General features: G+C 60.0%; 16 protein-coding genes. 10 read left to right on the top strand and 6 right to left on the bottom strand.

Annotated features, from left to right (window positions below; genetic code table 11):
* Positions 1-76: 76 nt before the first annotated feature.
* Together BFP95_RS10870 and BFP95_RS10865 are read right to left on the bottom strand one after the other, a co-directional pair.
* Entirely contained in the window at positions 77-718 is a 642-nt protein-coding gene (locus BFP95_RS10870; RefSeq protein ID WP_065874420.1) for a TetR/AcrR family transcriptional regulator, read from the bottom strand.
* 247 nt (positions 719-965) lie between these two features.
* On the bottom strand, positions 966-2342 hold the full coding sequence (locus BFP95_RS10865) for a glutamine synthetase family protein (protein ID WP_065874419.1): 1377 nt from the start codon (positions 2340-2342) through the stop codon (positions 966-968).
* Between the two features lie 608 nt (positions 2343-2950).
* Between BFP95_RS10865 and BFP95_RS10860 the strand changes: the two genes are divergently transcribed.
* The 7 genes from BFP95_RS10860 to BFP95_RS10830 all read left to right on the top strand — a co-directional run bounded on the left by BFP95_RS10860 (position 2951) and on the right by BFP95_RS10830 (position 11279).
* On the top strand, positions 2951-4309 hold the full coding sequence (locus BFP95_RS10860; RefSeq protein ID WP_065874418.1) for a glutamine synthetase family protein: 1359 nt from the start codon (positions 2951-2953) through the stop codon (positions 4307-4309).
* Positions 4310-4367: 58 nt separating this feature from the next.
* A complete protein-coding gene (locus BFP95_RS10855) occupies positions 4368-5732 on the top strand; it encodes an aspartate aminotransferase family protein (RefSeq protein ID WP_065880216.1) in 1365 nt (454 codons plus the stop codon).
* Between the two features lie 195 nt (positions 5733-5927).
* Complete coding sequence (locus tag BFP95_RS10850) at positions 5928-7022, top strand: polyamine ABC transporter substrate-binding protein (protein WP_065874456.1); 1095 nt, start codon at positions 5928-5930, stop codon at positions 7020-7022.
* A gap of 154 nt (positions 7023-7176) precedes the next feature.
* Complete coding sequence (locus BFP95_RS10845) at positions 7177-8271, top strand: polyamine ABC transporter substrate-binding protein (protein WP_065880215.1); 1095 nt, start codon at positions 7177-7179, stop codon at positions 8269-8271.
* Between the two features lie 67 nt (positions 8272-8338).
* Complete coding sequence (locus BFP95_RS10840) at positions 8339-9481, top strand: ABC transporter ATP-binding protein (protein WP_003176776.1); 1143 nt, start codon at positions 8339-8341, stop codon at positions 9479-9481.
* Positions 9478-10398: an ABC transporter permease subunit gene (locus BFP95_RS10835; protein WP_065874415.1), complete on the top strand. Its 921-nt coding sequence runs from the start codon at positions 9478-9480 to the stop codon at positions 10396-10398. Before BFP95_RS10840 ends, BFP95_RS10835 begins: the two co-directional genes overlap by 4 nt.
* The gene (locus tag BFP95_RS10830) at positions 10395-11279 is read left to right on the top strand and encodes an ABC transporter permease subunit (protein WP_010207334.1); all 885 of its coding nucleotides are present in this window, start codon (positions 10395-10397) and stop codon (positions 11277-11279) included. Before BFP95_RS10835 ends, BFP95_RS10830 begins: the two co-directional genes overlap by 4 nt.
* Before the next feature lie 132 nt (positions 11280-11411).
* Here BFP95_RS10830 and BFP95_RS10825 read toward each other — a convergent pair whose 3' ends face one another.
* Positions 11412-12053, bottom strand: a complete 642-nt coding sequence (locus BFP95_RS10825; protein WP_065910040.1) for an HD domain-containing protein — start codon at positions 12051-12053, stop codon at positions 11412-11414.
* 206 nt (positions 12054-12259) lie between these two features.
* Between BFP95_RS10825 and BFP95_RS10820 the strand changes: the two genes are divergently transcribed.
* Complete coding sequence (locus tag BFP95_RS10820) at positions 12260-13225, top strand: GlxA family transcriptional regulator (RefSeq protein WP_065910039.1); 966 nt, start codon at positions 12260-12262, stop codon at positions 13223-13225.
* Here BFP95_RS10820 and BFP95_RS10815 read toward each other — a convergent pair.
* Complete coding sequence (locus tag BFP95_RS10815) at positions 13203-13556, bottom strand: carboxymuconolactone decarboxylase family protein (RefSeq protein WP_065910037.1); 354 nt, start codon at positions 13554-13556, stop codon at positions 13203-13205. The genes BFP95_RS10820 and BFP95_RS10815 overlap by 23 nt on opposite strands.
* A 99-nt stretch (positions 13557-13655) precedes the next feature.
* On the opposite strand from BFP95_RS10815, the gene BFP95_RS10810 reads away from it, so the two are divergent.
* Entirely contained in the window at positions 13656-14558 is a 903-nt protein-coding gene (locus tag BFP95_RS10810; protein ID WP_065910035.1) for an AraC family transcriptional regulator, read from the top strand.
* 54 nt (positions 14559-14612) lie between these two features.
* Here the strand turns inward: BFP95_RS10810 and BFP95_RS10805 are convergent, their stop codons facing one another.
* Positions 14613-16967: a penicillin acylase family protein gene (locus tag BFP95_RS10805; protein ID WP_065910033.1), complete on the bottom strand. Its 2355-nt coding sequence runs from the start codon at positions 16965-16967 to the stop codon at positions 14613-14615.
* 31 nt (positions 16968-16998) lie between these two features.
* Entirely contained in the window at positions 16999-17574 is a 576-nt protein-coding gene (locus BFP95_RS10800) for a DUF6436 domain-containing protein (protein WP_065880211.1), read from the bottom strand.
* A 99-nt stretch (positions 17575-17673) separates the two neighbouring features.
* On the opposite strand from BFP95_RS10800, the gene BFP95_RS10795 reads away from it, so the two are divergent.
* Positions 17674-18615, top strand: a complete 942-nt coding sequence (locus tag BFP95_RS10795) for an alpha/beta hydrolase (RefSeq protein ID WP_065910031.1) — start codon at positions 17674-17676, stop codon at positions 18613-18615.
* Positions 18616-18634: the final 19 nt, after the last annotated feature.

Genomic DNA, 18634 nt, shown 5'->3' with positions numbered 1-18634 from the left:
CCACATTTGACCGAGTTCCAAGGTTGGAATGCATTCAAATGTGGGAGCTGGCTTGCCTGCGATAGAGCCGGCCCTGTCAAACCAGGACTTGGCGCTTAGGCAAATACGCCGGCAAATAAAGCCCCACATACGCATCAAACACCCGCATCCCTTCCTCCGCCATGCGCGGCGTAATCAACCCATGTTGATGCACTGAGCGCGCATACACGCGGTCGCTCAGCTCCAGCGCTAACGCAAACACATCCACATCGCTGGGCAACGTCGGCACTTCAAAGTGACGGTTGAACACGGTGAGCATCAGGTCGCCCAATTCCAGATCATGCTGACGGTCGGCCTGGGTCACTTCGGTGAGCCCGTGCTGCGCCAGGATCAACTGTCGCGCGGCGGCGTCATGATCATAGATGGTGAGCATGCGCTGTTCGACGATGCAGGACAGGTCGCGCCAGTGTTTGAGTGAGTCATGCTCGATGGGCGCCTGGATGGCTGCGCGGAAAGCGGCGTGGACGTCAGCGGTCAACGCTTCCAGCAATGCCGGCACGCTGGCGAAGAAGTGATAGACCGACGAAGGGGGAATCTGCGCCCGTTCGGCCACGCTGTAGATCGACAAACCGGCCACGCCTTCAGCGGCCAGCAAGGTGCGGGCTGCGTCGAGGATCGCGTCGATCCGGGCCTGGCTACGGGCGCGGGGTTTGCGAGGGGCGGCGGGGCGGGTGGTCATGGAAGTCTCCTACAAGGCAGCGGGCATTGTATGAGCAGGGAGGTGTGTTGTCTGCCAGGCCGCCTTCGCGAGCAAGCCCGCTCCCACATTCGAACCGGTTTCTTCAGGAGAACTCGGTCAAATGTGGGAGCGGCGGTGCGACGATTCGACTTGCTCGCGAAGGGGCCAACTCGGTCTCCCGGAATAAACCCATAAAAAAACGCCGCAGGCCATTAAGCCTGCGGCGTTCTCTTATTGCAGCCACCGCTTACACGGTATGCAGGTACCAGTTGTACTCAAGGTCGGAGATAGAGTGTTCAAACTCCTCCAGCTCACTTTCCTTACAGGCAACGAAGATATCGATGTATTTAGGATCGATGTACTTGGCCATCACCTCGCTGTCATCCAACTCGCGCAGGGCATCGCGCAGGTTGTTCGGCAGGCTTTGCTCGTTCTGCTCGTAGCTGTTGCCTTCCACCGGTGCGTTCGGCTCGATCTTGTTGGTCAGGCCGTGATGCACGCCTGCCAAAACCGAAGCCATCAGCAAGTAAGGGTTGGCGTCGGCGCCAGCCACACGGTGTTCGATCCGCACGGAATCGGCCGCGCCAGTCGGTACGCGGATCGCCACGGTGCGGTTATCCAGGCCCCAGCACGGCGAGTTCGGCACGTAGAACTGTGCGCCGAATCGACGGTAGGAGTTGACGTTGGGGCACAGGAACGCCATTTGAGCGGGTAGGGTCTCCAGCACACCGCCGATCGCGTGACGCAATGCGGCGTTCTGCTCGGGATCCTCGCTGGCAAAGATGTTCTTGCCGTCTTTGTCCAGGATCGAAATGTGTACGTGTAAACCGTTGCCTGCCTGGCCTGGGTAAGGCTTGGCCATGAAGGTGGTGTCCATCTCATGGTCGTAGGCGATGTTCTTGATCAGGCGTTTGAGCAATACGGCGTAGTCACACGCCTTGATCGGGTCGGCCACGTGGTGCAGGTTCACTTCGAACTGCGCCGGGGCACTTTCCTTGACGATGGCGTCGGCCGGGATGCCTTGCTCTTTGGCACCTTCCAGGATGTCCTGGAGGCAGTCGACGTATTCGTCGAGGTCGTCGATCAGGTAGACCTGTGTCGAATGCGGGCGTTTACCGGAGATCGGCGAGCGGGGCGGTTGCGGGCGGCCGTTCACGTTCTCCTGGTCGATCAGGTAGAACTCAAGCTCGAAGGCAGCGCAGATGGTCAGACCGAGGTCGTCAAATTTGCTGACAACTTGCCGGAGCACTTCGCGCGGATCGGCGAAGAACGGCTCACCTTCTAGTTCGTGCATGGTCATCAGCAGTTGCGCGGTAGGGCGCTTTTGCCACGGCTCATTGCACAGGGTGTCGGGGATTGGATAACAGATTCGGTCAGCATCACCGATGTCCAGGCCCAGGCCGGTGCTTTCCACCGTAGAGCCATTGATATCCAGGGCAAATAAAGAGGCAGGCAGGTTAATGCCCTTCTCGTAAACCTTGTGGAGGCTGGTGCGTTCGATGCGCTTGCCGCGCACCACACCATTCATATCCGCAATTAGAAGGTCTACGTACAGAACCTCAGGATGATCCTTAAGGAACGCGTTCGCTTCGTTAAGCTGAACGGCACGCGGGGGTACCGACATGATGCAACACCTTTGTTGTTAAAAATATCAATCATTGATCTTTTCTGGTTTCAGTCAACCCGAACGGCATGCCGAAGTCAAGCGAGGCCTTTTTTGCCCTAAAAAAGCGCCCTGAGGGCTTTTTTGAGGCTTTTTGGGGCGGTTTTTTGGGTTTGAAAGGCTTGGGACTCGCAGGCTTGAGCGGGCCGTGTTGTATTTTTTACGGGGGTGTTGTGTAAAAAAATGAACAAGGCTAAGCTCGATTCAAACCCATAACAGCAATAATACCGGGGTGCTTCATGTTTCGCCTGCCTCCACTTGGCGTCTCTGCCTGCTTCAGACAGGCTTTGTCATCATTCCATTCTTCCTGTGTAAACACCCGCAGCCCGGTCAATATTCTTGACGCCTCGGCTGACCTCGTCTTTGCCCATTCGCTTTCCTCTTGCCTGCTTCTGAGCGGCTCCCGTGCAGGGTGCTGCTCATGATTCTGCACGAGTTTGGCCTGAGGAATGCAACGCTGCAGCAAATGGCAGGTAAGCTCCTACCCTGAATGAAAAAACGACGCGGATGCTGCGTCAAACAACGCCTGGCCTTTAACGGATGCCAGGAAACCCAGCCCAGAGGCATTTATGAGTAACAACCTCGACCAGCTCACCGATTGGTTGAAAGACCACAAGATCACAGAAGTCGAATGCATGATTGGCGACCTTACGGGTATCACCCGTGGCAAGATCTCGCCAACCAACAAATTCATTGCTGAAAAAGGCATGCGCCTGCCCGAGAGCGTTCTGTTGCAGACCGTGACTGGCGACTATGTCGAAGACGACATCTATTACGAATTGCTCGATCCGGCCGACATCGACATGATCTGCCGCCCCGACCAGAACGCGGTATTCCTGGTGCCCTGGGCCATCGAGCCCACCGCCCAGGTGATCCACGACACCTACGACAAGCAAGGCAACCCGATCGAGCTGTCGCCGCGCAACGTGCTCAAGAAAGTCCTCAAGCTTTACTCCGACAAAGGCTGGCAGCCCATCGTGGCACCGGAGATGGAGTTTTACCTGACCAAACGTTGCGAAGACCCGGACTTCCCGCTGCAACCGCCGATTGGCCGGTCCGGTCGCCCGGAGACTGGTCGGCAGTCCTTCTCTATAGAAGCGGCCAACGAATTCGACCCTTTGTTCGAAGACGTCTACGACTGGTGCGAGCTGCAGGAACTGGACCTCGACACGCTGATTCATGAAGACGGCACGGCGCAGATGGAAATCAACTTCCGTCACGGCGATGCCCTGTCCCTGGCCGACCAGATCCTGGTGTTCAAGCGCACCATGCGTGAGGCCGCACTCAAGCACAACGTGGCCGCCACCTTTATGGCCAAGCCGATGACCGGCGAGCCTGGCAGCGCGATGCACTTGCACCAGAGCATCATCGACATCGCCACCGGCAAGAACGTCTTCTCCAATGAAGACGGGAGCATGAGCCAGCTGTTCCTCAACCACATTGGCGGCCTGCAGAAATTCATTCCTGAATTGCTGCCGCTGTTTGCCCCCAACGTGAACTCGTTCCGCCGCTTCCTGCCCGACACCTCGGCGCCGGTGAACGTGGAATGGGGCGAAGAGAATCGCACGGTCGGCCTGCGCGTACCGGATGCCGGCCCGCAGAACCGCCGTGTGGAAAACCGCCTGCCGGGCGCCGACGCCAACCCGTACCTGGCGATTGCCGCCAGCTTATTGTGTGGCTACATCGGCATGGTCGAAGGCCATGAGCCGAGCGCGCCGGTGGTGGGTCGTGGTTACGAGCGACGCAACCTGCGCCTGCCGTTGACCATCGAGGACGCCCTGGAGCGTATGGAAAACAGCAAGACCATCGAAAAATACCTGGGTCAGAAATTCATCACAGGCTACGTCGCGGTCAAGCGGGCCGAGCATGAAAACTTCAAGCGCGTGATCAGTTCGTGGGAGCGGGAATTCCTGCTCTTTGCCGTCTGATGCGCCGGGCGTGTGGGGCAACCCGCGCGCCCTTCACTGAAAAGTCTAGGAGATTGGTATGTCCAGCAACAACCCGCAAACCCGTGAATGGCAAGCCTTGAGCAGCGATCACCACTTGGCGCCGTTCAGCGACTTCAAGCAATTGAAAGAGAAAGGCCCACGGATCATCACCAAAGCCCATGGCGTTTACCTGTGGGACAGCGAAGGCAACAAGATCCTCGACGGCATGGCCGGCCTGTGGTGCGTGGCGATCGGTTACGGTCGCGATGAACTGGCTGACGCCGCCGCCAAGCAGATGAAAGAACTGCCGTACTACAACCTGTTCTTCCAGACCGCTCACCCGCCGGTGCTGGAATTGGCCAAGGCGATTTCCGACATCGCGCCTGCCGGCATGAACCATGTGTTCTTCACCGGGTCCGGCTCCGAAGGCAACGACACCATGTTGCGCATGGTCCGCCACTACTGGGCGATCAAAGGCCAGCCCAACAAGAAAACCATCATCAGCCGCAAGAATGGCTACCACGGCTCTACCGTGGCCGGCGCCAGCCTGGGCGGCATGACCTATATGCATGAGCAGGGTGACTTGCCGATCCCGGGCATTACCCACATCGCCCAGCCGTACTGGTTTGGCGAAGGCGGCGACATGAGCCCGGAAGAATTCGGCGTGTGGGCGGCCAATCAGTTGGAAGAGAAGATCCTTGAACTGGGCGTGGACAACGTCGGTGCCTTTATTGCCGAGCCGATCCAGGGCGCCGGTGGCGTGATCGTACCGCCCGCCAGCTACTGGCCGCGCATCAAGGAAATCCTCGCCAAGTACGACATTCTGTTTGTGGCCGATGAAGTGATCTGCGGTTTCGGCCGCACCGGCGAGTGGTTCGGCAGCGATTTCTACGACCTCAAGCCGCACATGATGACCATCGCCAAGGGCCTGACCTCGGGTTACATCCCCATGGGTGGCCTGATCGTGCGCGATGACGTGGTGGAAGTACTCAACGAAGGCGGTGATTTCAACCACGGCTTCACTTATTCCGGTCACCCGGTGGCTGCTGCGGTGGCGCTGGAGAACATCCGCATCATGCGCGATGAAAAAATCGTCAGTCGCGTTCATGACGAAACGGCACCGTATTTGCAGAAACGTCTGAGGGAGCTGGCTGATCATCCGCTGGTGGGTGAAGTGCGCGGCGTGGGCATGCTCGGTGCGATTGAGCTGGTGCAGGACAAAGCCACGCGCAAACGTTACGAAGGCAAGGGCGCCGGCATGATCTGCCGCACGTTCTGCTTCGAGAATGGCCTGATCATGCGCGCCGTGGGCGACACCATGATCATTTCGCCGCCGCTGGTGATCAGCAAGGCCGAAATTGACGAGCTGGTGACCAAGGCTCGCCACTGCCTGGACCTGACTTTGGCGGCATTGCAGGGCTAAGTGCTAGGCTCAGTGCGCAGCGGCTTTCGAGCGTTGCGCATCGAGTAGTTATAAATGAGGCTTTGGTTGAAAGCTGGCCTCAGAACTTGCCAGACTGTCGCCCTGTTTTGTTGCCCTTTAGACGGGCCGCAGAACCTTGTAAGAACGTGGCCCAAAAAAGAAAAATTGGAGCATCACCAAATGAAGGCATTAGGTTTGAAGAACGCTGGCAAGACCCTCCTCGCCTTGTCCCTGATGGGCGCAATGGCGGGCGCGGCCCAGGCAGACGATAAAGTGCTGCACGTCTACAACTGGTCCGACTACATTGCACCGGACACCATCGCCAACTTTGAAAAAGAGTCGGGCATCAAAGTGGTGTACGACGTTTTTGACAGCAACGAAACCCTGGAAGCCAAGTTGCTGGCAGGCAAGTCCGGCTACGACATCGTCGTACCGTCGAACAACTTCCTCGCCAAGCAGATCAAGGCCGGTGTGTATCAGGAGCTGGACAAGTCCAAGCTGACCAACTACGACAACCTGAACAAATCCCTGCTCAAGGCCGTGTCGGTCAGCGACCCGGACAACAAGCACGCCTTCCCGTACATGTGGGGCTCGATCGGCATCGGCTACAACCCGGAGAAGGTCAAGGCCGCGCTGGGCGTGGACAAGATCGAATCGTGGGATGTGCTGCTCAAGCCTGAGAACATCGCCAAGCTGAAAAGCTGCGGCGTGAGCTTCCTTGATTCGCCTACCGAAATGTTGCCGATCGCGCTGCACTACCTGGGCCTGCCGACTGACAGCCAGAAGAAAGACGACCTCAAGCAAGCCGAGGCGCTATTCCTGAAGATCCGTCCTTCGATCGGCTATTTCCACTCGTCCAAGTACATCTCGGACCTGGCCAACGGCAACATCTGCGTCGCCGTGGGTTACTCGGGTGACATCCAGCAGGCCAAGTCCCGCGCGGCTGAAGCCGGTGGCAAGGTGAAAGTGGCCTACGACATTCCTAAAGAAGGCGCCGGCAGCTTCTTCGACATGGTCGCCATCCCTAAAGATGCCGAAAACGTCGACGCGGCCTACAAGTTCATGAACTACCTGCTGAAGCCGGAAGTGATGGCTTCGATCACCAACAGCGTACGTTTCCCGAACGGTAACGAGAAGGCGACCGCACTGGTCGACAAGGACATCACAAGCGATCCAGGCATTTACCCGTCAGCAGAGGTGCAGGCCAAGCTCTACGCTATTGCTGACTTGCCGGCGGCGACCCAGCGTGAAATGACACGCAGCTGGACCAAGATCAAGTCCGGTAAGTAACCGGTCTTCATTAACCACCGCGCCTGGCGCGGTGGTTAATGAAACAAATAAATGACAGAAAGTTTTGCCGGATCGGTTTATCGAGGGTAAGTTGCGCGCCGGTTTTGTTGCCGTGCAACAACTTTAAGGCCCAACTATTTAAGAGGACCTCCACTTGCCAATTTCTTTATTTCGCAAAGCCTTGCTGGTGGGTGCAGGTATCACGCTGGCTGTCAGCGTGCAGGCCGCACCGACTGTGCATATTTATAACTGGTCGGACTACATCGGCGACGACACCCTGGCCAACTTTGAAAAGGCCAGCGGCATCAAGCCCGTGTACGACGTGTTCGATTCCAACGAAACCCTGGAAGGCAAGCTGCTGGCCGGGCGTACCGGCTACGACGTGGTGGTGCCGTCCAACCACTTCCTCGGCAAGCAGATCAAGGCCGGGGCGTTCCAGAAGCTCGACAAGTCATTGCTGACGAACTACGCCAACCTTGACCCGGTGCTGCTCAAGCGTCTGGAAAAAAACGACCCGGGCAACCAGTACGCCGTGCCGTACCTGTGGGGCACCAACGGCATTGGCTACAACGTCGATAAAGTGAAGGAAGTGCTGGGTGTCGACAAGATCGATTCCTGGGCCGTGCTGTTCGAGCCGGAGAACATGAAGAAGCTGGCCACGTGCGGTGTGTCGTTCATGGACTCGGCGGATGAGATGCTGCCCGCGGTGCTCAACTACATGGGCCTGGACCCCAACAGCACAAACCCGGCCGACTACAAGAAAGCCGAGGAAAAACTGCTGAAAGTGCGTCCTTACGTGACCTACTTCCATTCGTCCAAATACATCTCCGACCTGGCCAACGGCAACATCTGCGTGGCCGCCGGTTTTTCCGGTGATGTGTTCCAGGCCAAGGCCCGCGCGGCCGAGGCGGGCAAGGGCGTGAACATCGCCTACGCGATTCCGAAAGAAGGCGGCAACCTGTGGTTTGACGTACTGGCGATCCCCAAGGATGCCGCCAACGTCAAGGAAGCCCACGCCTTCATCAACTATTTGCTGCAGCCTGAGGTGATCGCTCAGGTCAGTGATCACGTCGGTTACGCCAACCCTAACCCAGGGGCGGACAAACTGATGGAGCAATCGATACGCACCGACGAAGCGGTTTACCCACCGCAGGCGGTTCTCGACCGGACATTCGTCAACTTCGAGCTACCCCCGAAAGTGCAACGCTTGATGACCCGTAGCTGGACCAAGGTCAAGACGGGCAAGTAAGGCTCAAACTATCCAAGGTTCGCCCGCCTCTGGCGAACTGCACTGTTTTTTTTTGGGAGTTTCGTAAATGGCAGTTGCCTCCGGCGCCTATAAGAAAGCCCTCGAGGGCGACCAGACACCGAAAAAGGTGCTGGTCAAAATCGACCGGGTCACAAAGAAGTTCGACGAGACGATTGCCGTGGACGATGTGTCCCTGGAAATCAAGAAAGGCGAAATCTTCGCCTTGCTCGGCGGTTCGGGTTCGGGCAAGTCCACCTTGCTGCGCATGCTCGCAGGTTTCGAGCGCCCGACTGAAGGGCGCATCTACCTCGACGGTGTGGACATCACCGACATGCCGCCCTACGAGCGGCCGATCAACATGATGTTCCAGTCCTACGCCTTGTTCCCACACATGACCGTGGCGCAGAACATTGCGTTCGGCCTGCAACAGGACAAGATTCCCAAAGCCGAAGTCGACGCCCGCGTGGCCGAGATGCTCAAGCTGGTGCAGATGAGCCAGTACGCCAAGCGCAAGCCGCACCAGTTGTCCGGTGGCCAGCGCCAACGTGTGGCCCTGGCGCGTTCGCTGGCCAAGCGCCCGAAACTGCTGCTGCTCGATGAGCCCATGGGCGCCCTCGACAAGAAGCTGCGCTCGCAGATGCAGCTGGAACTGGTGGAGATCATCGAGCGCGTGGGCGTGACCTGCGTGATGGTGACTCACGACCAGGAAGAGGCCATGACCATGGCCGAGCGCATCGCGATCATGCACCTGGGCTGGATCGCCCAGATCGGCAGCCCGATCGACATCTACGAAACCCCCACCAGCCGCCTGGTGTGCGAGTTCATCGGCAACGTCAACATCTTCGACACCCAAGTGGTGGATGACGCCGAAGGCCACGCGGTGCTCAAGTGCCCGGACCTGGACCGCGACATCTACGTGGGCTACGGCATCGCCACCGCGGTGGAAGACAAGTCGGTGACCTACGCCATCCGCCCGGAAAAGCTGCTGGTCACCACCGAAATGCCGACCTGCGAGCACAACTGGTCCAGCGGCAAGGTGCACGACATTGCTTACCTGGGCGGCCACTCGGTGTTCTATGTGGAGCTGCCGAGCGGCAAGCTGGTGCAGTCTTTCGTCGCCAACGCCGAGCGCCGTGGGCAGCGTCCGACCTGGGGTGACCAGGTCTACGTCTGGTGGGAAGACGACAGCGGCGTGGTACTTCGCTCATGAATATGAAGAAGTTCAAGCGGCGCTTGGATCGCATAATCCCCAGTGGCAAGCAGGTGGTCATTGGGATTCCTTTCCTGTGGCTGTTCCTGTTTTTCGCACTGCCATTTTTCATCGTATTGAAAATCAGCTTTGCCGAAGCCGATGTGGCGATCCCGCCGTACACCGAGATCTACACCTACGTTGAGCAGAAGCTGCAACTGGTGCTGAACCTGGCGAACTACAGTTTGCTGGCGGGCGATGAGCTGTATATCGCCGCGTACCTGGGCTCGCTCAAGATGGCGTTTTTCAGCACGCTGCTGTGCCTGCTGATCGGCTATCCGATGGCCTATGCCATTGCTTCTGCGCGCAAAGAGATGCAGACCGTGCTGGTGCTGCTGATCATGATGCCGACCTGGACTGCGATCCTGATCCGCGTGTACGCGTGGATGGGCATTCTCAGCAACAACGGTTTGCTCAATGGCTTCCTGATGTCCATGGGGTTTATCAACGAACCGCTGCAGATCCTTAATACCAACATTGCGGTGTACATCGGCGTGGTCTATTCGTACCTGCCGTTCATGATCCTGCCGCTGTATGCCAACCTGGTGAAACATGACCAGAGCCTGCTGGAAGCCGCATCGGACCTGGGTTCGAGCACCTTCAATAGCTTCTGGAAAATCACCGTGCCGCTGTCCAAGAACGGCATCATCGCCGGCTGCATGCTCGTATTCATCCCGGTGGTGGGCGAGTTTGTGATCCCGGAACTGCTGGGCGGCCCGGAAACCCTGATGATCGGTAAAGTGTTGTGGCAAGAGTTCTTCAACAACCGTGACTGGCCGGTGGCGTCTGCCCTGGCGGTGGTGATGCTGGCGATCCTGATTGTGCCGATCATCCTGTTCAACCGCAGCCAAGCCAAAGAGTTGGAGGGCAAGATATGAAGCGCTTCAGTTTCTCGAGTTTCATGCTGGTAGCGGGGTTGTTGTTTATCTACCTGCCGATGCTGATCCTGGTGATCTACTCGTTCAACGAATCCAAGCTGGTGACGGTGTGGGGCGGTTGGTCGATCAAGTGGTACGTGGGCCTGCTCGACAACACCCAGTTGATGGGCTCGGTGGCCCGCTCCCTGGAAATCGCCTGCTACACGGCGGTGGCTGCGGTAGCGCTGGGCACGTTGGCAGCGTTTGTGCTGACTCGCATCAGCCAATTCAAGGGCCGCACGCTGTTCGGCGGCCTGGTGACCGCGCCGTTGGTGATGCCGGAAGTGATCACCGGTCTGTCGCTGTTGCTGCTGTTTGTGGCGATGGCGCAGATGATCGGTTGGCCGCAAGAGCGTGGCATCGTCACCATCTGGATCGCCCACACCACGTTCTGCGCAGCCTATGTGGCGGTGGTGGTGTCGGCGCGCTTGCGTGAGTTGGACCTGTCGATCGAAGAAGCGGCGATGGATTTGGGTGCGCGGCCGTGGAAGGTGTTCTTCCTGATCACCATCCCGATGATTGCACCGTCGCTGGCTGCGGGCGGCATGATGTCGTTCGCGCTGTCGCTGGATGACTTGGTACTGGCCAGCTTTGTGTCGGGGCCGGGTTCGACCACCTTGCCGATGGAAGTGTTCTCGGCGGTGCGCCTTGGGGTTAAGCCCGAGATTAACGCCGTGGCGAGCTTGATCCTGTTGGCGGTGTCGTTGGTGACCTTCCTGGTGTGGTTCTTCAGCCGCCGTGCCGAAGAACACCGCAAGAAGGCTATCCAGCAAGCGATTGAAGAAGCGGCGGCGGATGGCTGGAAACAGCCGGACAAGCGCCGGGCGCCTGCACCGGTCTAACTGACGGAACGCGGTAAAAAATGTGGGAGCTGGCTTGCCTGCGATGAGGCCGTGCCAGTCGACTCATCTGTCGACTGATACACCGCTATCGCAGGCAAGCCAGCTCCCACAGTTGATTGCATTTCAGGTCAACTAAGCCACCCACGGCGACTTGCGGATCACCTCCACAAAATTCATCGGCTTGAACCCCGGCTCCTGATCCACCAACACGTCAGTCTTCACGTTGCCAAACGTGGTCTGCGGGCGATGGCGCAAGCCGTCGGCAAACGCGCAAATGATGCACTCCTTGAACCCTTCTCCACGTGGATGCGCATGCACCACGGCTTCGCGCTGCACGCTGGAAAACGCGGCGTAGTCCATGCCCAGCACGTCCATCTCCACGCCGGCCGTCACCAGCGCCACGGTCGGGCGCAGATGCTGCGGCACGCCCGGTGTGGTGTGCAGGGCGATGGATAACCACACCTGTTCGATGTCGTCATCGCTCAGGCCGTAAGGCTTGAGGAAGGCCGCGGCTGCGTTGGCGCCGTCCACTTCAAAGCGCTCGTTGTCACTGCGATGGCCTTCGACCAAGCCAAGGTCATGAAACATTGCGCCAACGTAGAGCAACTCCGGGTTGTAGGCGAGTTGCTTGCGTTCACCGCTCAATGCGCCAAACAGGAACACCCGGCGAGAGTGGTGGTAGAGCAGGTCGGATTCGACGTCGCGGATGTATTCGGTGGTGGCCTTGGCCAGGGCGCTGTCAGGGATCTGGATGCCGGCGATGGTGGTGGTCATGGTCGTTCTCCTCTGGGAAGCATCCAGTCTGGTCGTGTGCCCGTGGAGGGGCTAGCACGGCGAGGGAGCGATGTCGGCCAATGTGCAGCCACATCGTGCCAAGGCAAAATCAGCTAGGGTGTAGCAGGCGATTGATCCTTTGAAGCCTGCGAAAATCAAAAATGTGGGAGCGGGCTTGTGTTCATCCAATCAAAGGTGTGTTGTTCATGGGCAAAACCGTTGCCATCCTGATTTTCCCCGGCGTCCAGTCACTGGACGTGACCGGCCCCTTGGATGTGTTTTGCGAGGCCAACCGGTTTCTAGCGCCTGAGGACCATTACCAGCTTGAAGTGATTGGCCTTGGCCTCGGCACCATGGCCGCCTCCAACGGTCTGTCATTGCAGGCCCACCGGCACTACAGCGAAGCCCTGCACGCCTATGACCTGCTGCTGGTCGCTGGCGGCCCGCAGTTACCCTTCGAAGACTTCGGCACGCAGTTCGATGATTGGTTGCGGGGCGCCGCTGCAAGGGCACAACGCTTCGGTTCGATCTGCAATGGCGCGTTCATGCTGGCCCGAGCCGGGCTGCTGGATGGGAAAACCGTCACCACCCATTGGAACGACGCGGCTGATCTGGCGCGCCTGTGCCCCACCGCCCAGGTTGAGGCCGACCGCCTCTACGTGCAGGACGGCAACCTCTACACCTCGGCCGGGGTCACGGCGGGTATCGACTTGTCGCTCTATTTGCTGGCTCAGGACCACGGCCCGGAAGTCGCGCTGAGCGTGGCCAAGCGCTTGGTGGTGTTTACCCAGCGTTCGGGCGGGCAGTCGCAGTTCAGCCCGTTCCTCACGCCCCACGCCGAAACCACCTCGGCGGTGGCGTTGGTGCAGCTGTACGTATTGGCGAACCTGACCGGCGACCTGAGCATTGCCGACCTGGCCGAGGCGGCCAATATGAGCCCGCGCAATTTCTCTCGGGTGTTTGCCCGTGAGGCGCGGATTACGCCGGCGGAGTTTGTCGAGCGGGCGCGGGTGGACGCGGCGCGGGTGCTGCTCGAAAGCAGCCACGCACCTCTCAAGACGGTGGCTTATCAATGCGGGTTTCGCGACGCCCAGCACATGCGCAGTGTGTTCAACCGCCGGCTGGGCGTGACGCCACAACAGTTCCGGCTTAACTTTGCGGCGCCGGTTTGAGCGTGTCGTAGGCTTCCAGCGCACGCAGCGAGTAGATGTATGCCGCGCCGGCATTCAGCGAAATCGCGGTGGCCAATGTAGCGGCTACCTCTTCGCGGGTCGCGCCGGCCTTGATTGCGGCGTCGGCATGCACGCCGATGCAACCGTCGCAGCGGGTGGTGATGGCCACGGCAATAGAAATCAGCTCACGGGTCTTGGCGTCGAGTACATTGTTTTCCTCGGCAGCCTCGCCCAGTGCCATGTAGGCTTTGACCATCTTCGGGTTGCTCTTGCCCAGCGCGCCAAAGGCATTCTTCACGGTGGGCAGCAAGTCGGACCAGTTATTGAACATTGCGGTAACTCCTCAACAGGTTGGGTGTGAAGCCAGTCTGTTCTGTTTGAGGTTGGGGTAATTGTTCAATCCGCTCATCTTTTTGACCGATGCTCGCAAATGAATTCGATCGACACCCTTATCGCGCTGGCCAACCTGCGCGGCAGTCTGGATTTGCGGTGCCAGTTCCAGGGCGACTGGGCGCTGGAGCATGCACCCGAGAATCTCGGTGTGGCGCCGTATCACATCGTGCTCAGAGGCACCTGCCGCGCCGAATTGTCGGGCGGCCAGCAGGTGACTCTGGAAGAGGGTGACATCCTGCTGATGCCTGGCGGCGCCACGCACTTGCTGCGCAGCCAGGGCGCGAGTATCAGACCGATGCAGCCGCGGGTGATCGAAGGCGGCGTACTCAAGGTGCACCGCCTGGGCGGTGACCAGCCGGATTTGGACATGCTCTGCGGCAGCTTTCACTACAACCGCCAATCGCTGTTGTTCGGTGCATTACCCGATTACCTGGTGGTGTCCAGCCGCGAATGGCAGGCTGATGGGCAATTGGCTGCGTTGATTGCGTTGCTGCGCAGCGAAGCGGACGGCGAGCAACTCGGCGCACGTTCGTTTATCGATGCGCTCTCTTCAGCGCTGTTCACCCTGATCCTGCGTGCCTGGCTGAACCGCCAGGCGCCAGTTGCCGGCACCTTCGCGCTGCTTGCCGACAAGCGCCTGAGCAAGGCCTGGCAGGCGATGCTGGCCGACCCCGGGCACGAGTGGACCATCGACAGCCTGGCCACCGCCGCGACGATGTCGCGCGCTACGTTCATGCGCGCGTTTGTAAAAGTGGCGGGCGTATCGCCCTGGGTGTTGCTGACCCAGTTGCGCATGGAGCGGGCATTCAACCTGCTGCGCCAGTCACGCCTGAGCCTGTTGGATATCGCCGCCCAGGTGGGTTACCAGTCCCAGGCGGCGTTCAGCAAGAAATTCAAGGAAACCTATGGTGAGGCGCCGGGGCGGGTGCGGGCACGGTAGCCGCCGCACCACCGGTCAAAGTGTGGGAGCTGGCTTGATCGGGTTTACAGGCCGCTATCTCGCAGGGAGTAATTTAAGAGTGCCTCGCATATTCGCCGTCACTTCCTCATCACTGAAATGCGCCTGCTCATAGCCACCTTCGATGTAGGTTTCTGCCTGGTCGCCATAATGCTTGTCGAACGGCACCCCACTTTGCCCGACCGGGTTGATGGTCAGTGCGTGAGCCGCATCGGCGAAATCGATCAGGCGGCGGGTGGAAGGCCCGTAGGTCACGGGCCACGGTGCCGGGCCGATAGGGGCCGACTGGTTGTTGGGCACTTCGTGGGTTCCCGGCGCCGGGAACGGGCCGACATTCACGATCAGGTCCAACGGTTTCTGCGAGCCCAGCGGGTGGCCATGGGTCAGGGTGTGGGCCTTGCCCCACTGCCATTGGCTTGGGTCATCGCCGAAAGTGGCTTTGAGGTGTGCGAGGCTGTTGTCCCAGGCGAGCTTGACGGTGTCGGCGCGCTTGCCGTCCCACCACGGCGAATCTGGCGCGGCGGCCAGGCGTGGCAGTGCGGCGTCGATCACGCGGGTGCTGAGCAGGGTCTTGAACATGGCGTCGCCGAGTTTCGGATGGAAGGCGGCGTCGGCCAGGTTGAACAGGAACTGGTTGAACAGCGTGGCGCTGGTGGAGTCCAGCGGGTAGTCACCTTTCCAGGCGGCCAGTTGCTCCACCAGTTTCAACTGCGCCGGGTCCTTGACCACTTCACGCAGCACCGGCAACAGCGGCGCCAGCAGGCGCGGGCCGAAGGCGGTGGCGGTGCCCAGTTGCAAGGCCTGGCTGTTGTCGACATCCCACTTCACGCTCTTGTCGCTCAACTGCGCGTTCAACTGTTGGCCACGGTCGGCCAGGTTGTAATAACCGGGGATCTCCATGCCGGTGGGCGAGACGGGTTGCGCGTTGGCCGACACCACGTAGCCACGCGCGGGGTTTTCTTCCTGGGGGTTGGCGCTGAAGGGGTAGAAGCCCAGCTTGTCGGCCTGTGTGCTACTGCCGTCGAGGATAAAGCCGGCATTGGTACCGGCCGGACGAATCGGCAATTGCGCCGCCGCCCACCAGCCGATATCGCCCTTGGCATTCGCCCACACAATATTCAGCCCCGGCGCAGACACCTTCGACGCCGCCGCGCGCGCCTTGGCCAGGGTGTCGGCGCGGTTGAGCTGGTAGAAACCTTCGAGGATCGGGTTCTGGGTGTCGAGGAACGCCCACCACATGGCAATCGGCGTCTTGCCGGCACTTTCGCCGAGCACGTCATTAATGACCGGGCCGTGGGGTGATTGGCGCAGGGTCAGCGTGACGGGCGCCTGGCCTTTCACCGCAATCTGTTGCTCGGTGCTGGTCATATCGACCCACTGGTCGTGGTACCAGACCTGATTGGCGTTTTCCGGGTTGACCTTCTCGGCGATGAGGTCGAGGTCATCGTTCTGGAACATGGTCAGGCTCCAGCCGAAATCCAGGTTGTGCCCCAGGAACGCCACCGGCACCAGCGCGTTGTGATAGCCATACAGCTCAAAGCCCGGCGCCGACAGCTGCGCCTCGTACCACACCGACGGCACCGAGAAGCGAATATGCGGGTCACCGGCCAGCAACGGTTTACCGCTCTTGGTGCGGTTGCCGCTGATGGCCCAGGCGTTGCTGCCTTCGAACTGCGGCAAGCCATTGTCGGCCAAGGCCTGTTCGCTCAGGGCGGCGATGGCGCCGAGGGTTTGCCAATCGCTGGCGGCGAGGTTGAGGGCGCCCTGAGGTTGCCAGTCGAGGTCGAAGACTTTCAGGTAGTCGCTGCCCAGTTGATCGCGTACGTAAGTCAGCAGAGGCTCGGTACGAAATGCGGCAGCAAAGCTGTAGGCCATATACCCGGCGACGCTGATGCTGTCCTCGGCGGTGAACGGCCGCTTGGGGATGCCCAGCACGTCGAACTCCATCGGGCGGGCGTGGCTGTCTTGATATTGGTTGATCCCGTCCAGGTAGGCTTGCAGGGCCTTCCAGTGCGCCGAATCATGATCCAGCTGCGCCACATAAGTGGCGGCGCGGTCACGAATGCGCAGGCTACGGAACAGCTTATCGGTCTCCAGCAGCTTGGGCCCAAGCACCTCGGCCAGCTCGCCACGGGCCAGGCGCCGCATGATCTCCATCTGGAACAAGCGGTCCTGGGCGTGCACGTAGCCCAGGGCGCGATACAGGTCGGTTTCGTTCTCGGCACGAATATGCGGCACGCCACGGTCGTCGTAGCGCACGGTGACCGAGCCTTGCAGGTTGGCCAGCTCAACCGTGCCCTGGCGGGTTGGCTGCTTGCTGTACACGTACCAGCCGGCGCCGAGAGCCGCCAGCACTACAAGAACCGCGAGAGTCCGCAAGACGCGCTTCATGAACATTCCTTACCAAGAGAGGGGTGGCGAGTTACGAGCCTTTTGGCCAGGAACAATAGCAGCCCACCGCCAGGGTGTGCGTGGCATTCACCTCGCGCCCCGCTCCAAGGGCCTTCAAGATCGGCTCAATAAAACTGTTGCTGGAATTGCACGTCAGGCCTTCGCTGTAGGGCCCGAAATACGCGAGTTTGCCGCTGCGATCCCAAATGCCCACCGCCGGGCTGGCGGGCACTTGGTCGGCGCCGGGCAGGGCGGTGAGGGTTTTCATTGTGCGCAGGTTGTCAGGCAGTTGGCCGTGGCTGCCGGGTTTTTGCAGCGCATAGAACTCGACGCCTTGGGGGGCGTAGTGCTCGATCAGTTCGCCCAGGTGTTGTTGGTTGCCGACATTGCACGGGCAGGCCGGGTCCCAAAAGTGGACCAAGCGGATCGGGCCTGGGCCGGCGAGCTCGGCCGGCAGCTTCAATGGGTCGCCGGAAAACACCGCCGTGTGTTCGCTGAAGGCGCGCAGGTAGCGGCCCTGGAACCAGTCATACGCGGCCCACAGCACGCCGGTGCAGATAACCACGATAAGGCTGGCGAACAGGGCGGTGCGGTAGGGCTGTCGCATTCAGATGTATCCTCAGAGGTCGCGTAGCTTGCCATGCTTGTCCTGACAGATGAATATCGCAGCTCGATATTCATCTCTGCCGTAAGTCTGGAACCCTTTATGCCTGTGACCTTTGACCCCGATCATCTGCGCGAAAGCTTGCGGCCCCTGGTGGATGCGCAACCGCTTTCAGCTGAGGCGCGGGTCTACCAGCGTTTCTACGGGCTGGATCTGGCCGCGCGCGCAGTACCGGCGGTCAGCCGTCTGGGGCGTTTCGAGGTGGATGGGTTTCAGGTGGTCGCGCAGGTGTGGTGGCCGCCCAAGCCTGTGGCGACGATGTTTATGTTCCACGGCTTCTACGACCATATGGGGCTGTATCGCCATGTGGTGGACTGGGCGCTGGACCAGGGGTTTGTGGTGATCGCGTGCGATTTGCCGGGCCACGGGTTGTCCAGTGGCGAGCGCGCCAGCATTGATGATTTTGCGGTGTACCAGCATGTGGTGCAGGCACTGTTCGTCGAGGCCCAAGCGCTGCAACTGCCGCAACCCTGGCACCTGTTCGGGCAAAGCACCGGCGGGGCGGTGGTGGTGGATCACTTGCTCAACCATGGCGCCGACAGCCCGGCCCAGGGCAAGACCTTTCTGCTGTCACCGTTGGTGCGACCGCGTGCCTGGGGTTGGTCGCAAGTCAGCTATTACGTGCTGCGGCCGTTCGTCAAAGGCATTGCGCGGCGCTTCAGCGAGAACACCCACGATCCCGAGTTCAAGCCGTTTCTTGAGGCTGATCCGCTACAGCCGCGCCAACTGCCTACCGCCTGGGTCGGTGCATTGGCGCGCTGGATCAAGCGTATCGAGGCTGCACCGCGCAGTTTGCGGCGCCCGGTGATTGTGCAGGGTGAGGAAGACATGACGGTGGACTGGCAGCACAACCTGCAGGTGCTGCGCGGCAAGTTCGACAGGCCCGAGGTGTTGATGCTGCCGCGTGGCAGGCATCATTTGGCGAATGAGATTGCGGAGATTCGTGAGGCGTACTTCCGCTATTTAACGGACCACCTGAAGTAACGCGATGCAAATGTGGGAG

It is taken from the genome of Pseudomonas sp. 58 R 12 (genome assembly GCF_900005865.1).
Taxonomy (GTDB): Bacteria; Pseudomonadota; Gammaproteobacteria; order Pseudomonadales; family Pseudomonadaceae; genus Aquipseudomonas; species Aquipseudomonas tritici.
This window is presented reverse-complemented; position numbering and strand designations above follow the sequence as displayed.

Bases quoted from the DNA above. Each gene is read 5' to 3' on its own strand.
- BFP95_RS10815 (WP_065910037.1), bottom strand. From the start codon at position 13,556: ATGTTCAATAACTGGTCCGACTTGCTGCCCACCGTGAAGAATGCCTTT.
- BFP95_RS10840 (WP_003176776.1), top strand. From the start codon at position 8,339: ATGGCAGTTGCCTCCGGCGCCTATAAGAAAGCCCTCGAGGGCGACCAG.
- BFP95_RS10865 (WP_065874419.1), bottom strand. From the start codon at position 2,342: ATGTCGGTACCCCCGCGTGCCGTTCAGCTTAACGAAGCGAACGCGTTC.
- BFP95_RS10810 (WP_065910035.1), top strand. From the start codon at position 13,656: ATGAATTCGATCGACACCCTTATCGCGCTGGCCAACCTGCGCGGCAGT.
- BFP95_RS10800 (WP_065880211.1), bottom strand. From the start codon at position 17,574: ATGCGACAGCCCTACCGCACCGCCCTGTTCGCCAGCCTTATCGTGGTT.
- BFP95_RS10870 (WP_065874420.1), bottom strand. From the start codon at position 718: ATGACCACCCGCCCCGCCGCCCCTCGCAAACCCCGCGCCCGTAGCCAG.
- BFP95_RS10820 (WP_065910039.1), top strand. From the start codon at position 12,260: ATGGGCAAAACCGTTGCCATCCTGATTTTCCCCGGCGTCCAGTCACTG.
- BFP95_RS10825 (WP_065910040.1), bottom strand. From the start codon at position 12,053: ATGACCACCACCATCGCCGGCATCCAGATCCCTGACAGCGCCCTGGCC.
- BFP95_RS10835 (WP_065874415.1), top strand. From the start codon at position 9,478: ATGAATATGAAGAAGTTCAAGCGGCGCTTGGATCGCATAATCCCCAGT.
- BFP95_RS10860 (WP_065874418.1), top strand. From the start codon at position 2,951: ATGAGTAACAACCTCGACCAGCTCACCGATTGGTTGAAAGACCACAAG.
- BFP95_RS10805 (WP_065910033.1), bottom strand. From the start codon at position 16,967: ATGAAGCGCGTCTTGCGGACTCTCGCGGTTCTTGTAGTGCTGGCGGCT.
- BFP95_RS10830 (WP_010207334.1), top strand. From the start codon at position 10,395: ATGAAGCGCTTCAGTTTCTCGAGTTTCATGCTGGTAGCGGGGTTGTTG.
- BFP95_RS10795 (WP_065910031.1), top strand. From the start codon at position 17,674: ATGCCTGTGACCTTTGACCCCGATCATCTGCGCGAAAGCTTGCGGCCC.
- BFP95_RS10855 (WP_065880216.1), top strand. From the start codon at position 4,368: ATGTCCAGCAACAACCCGCAAACCCGTGAATGGCAAGCCTTGAGCAGC.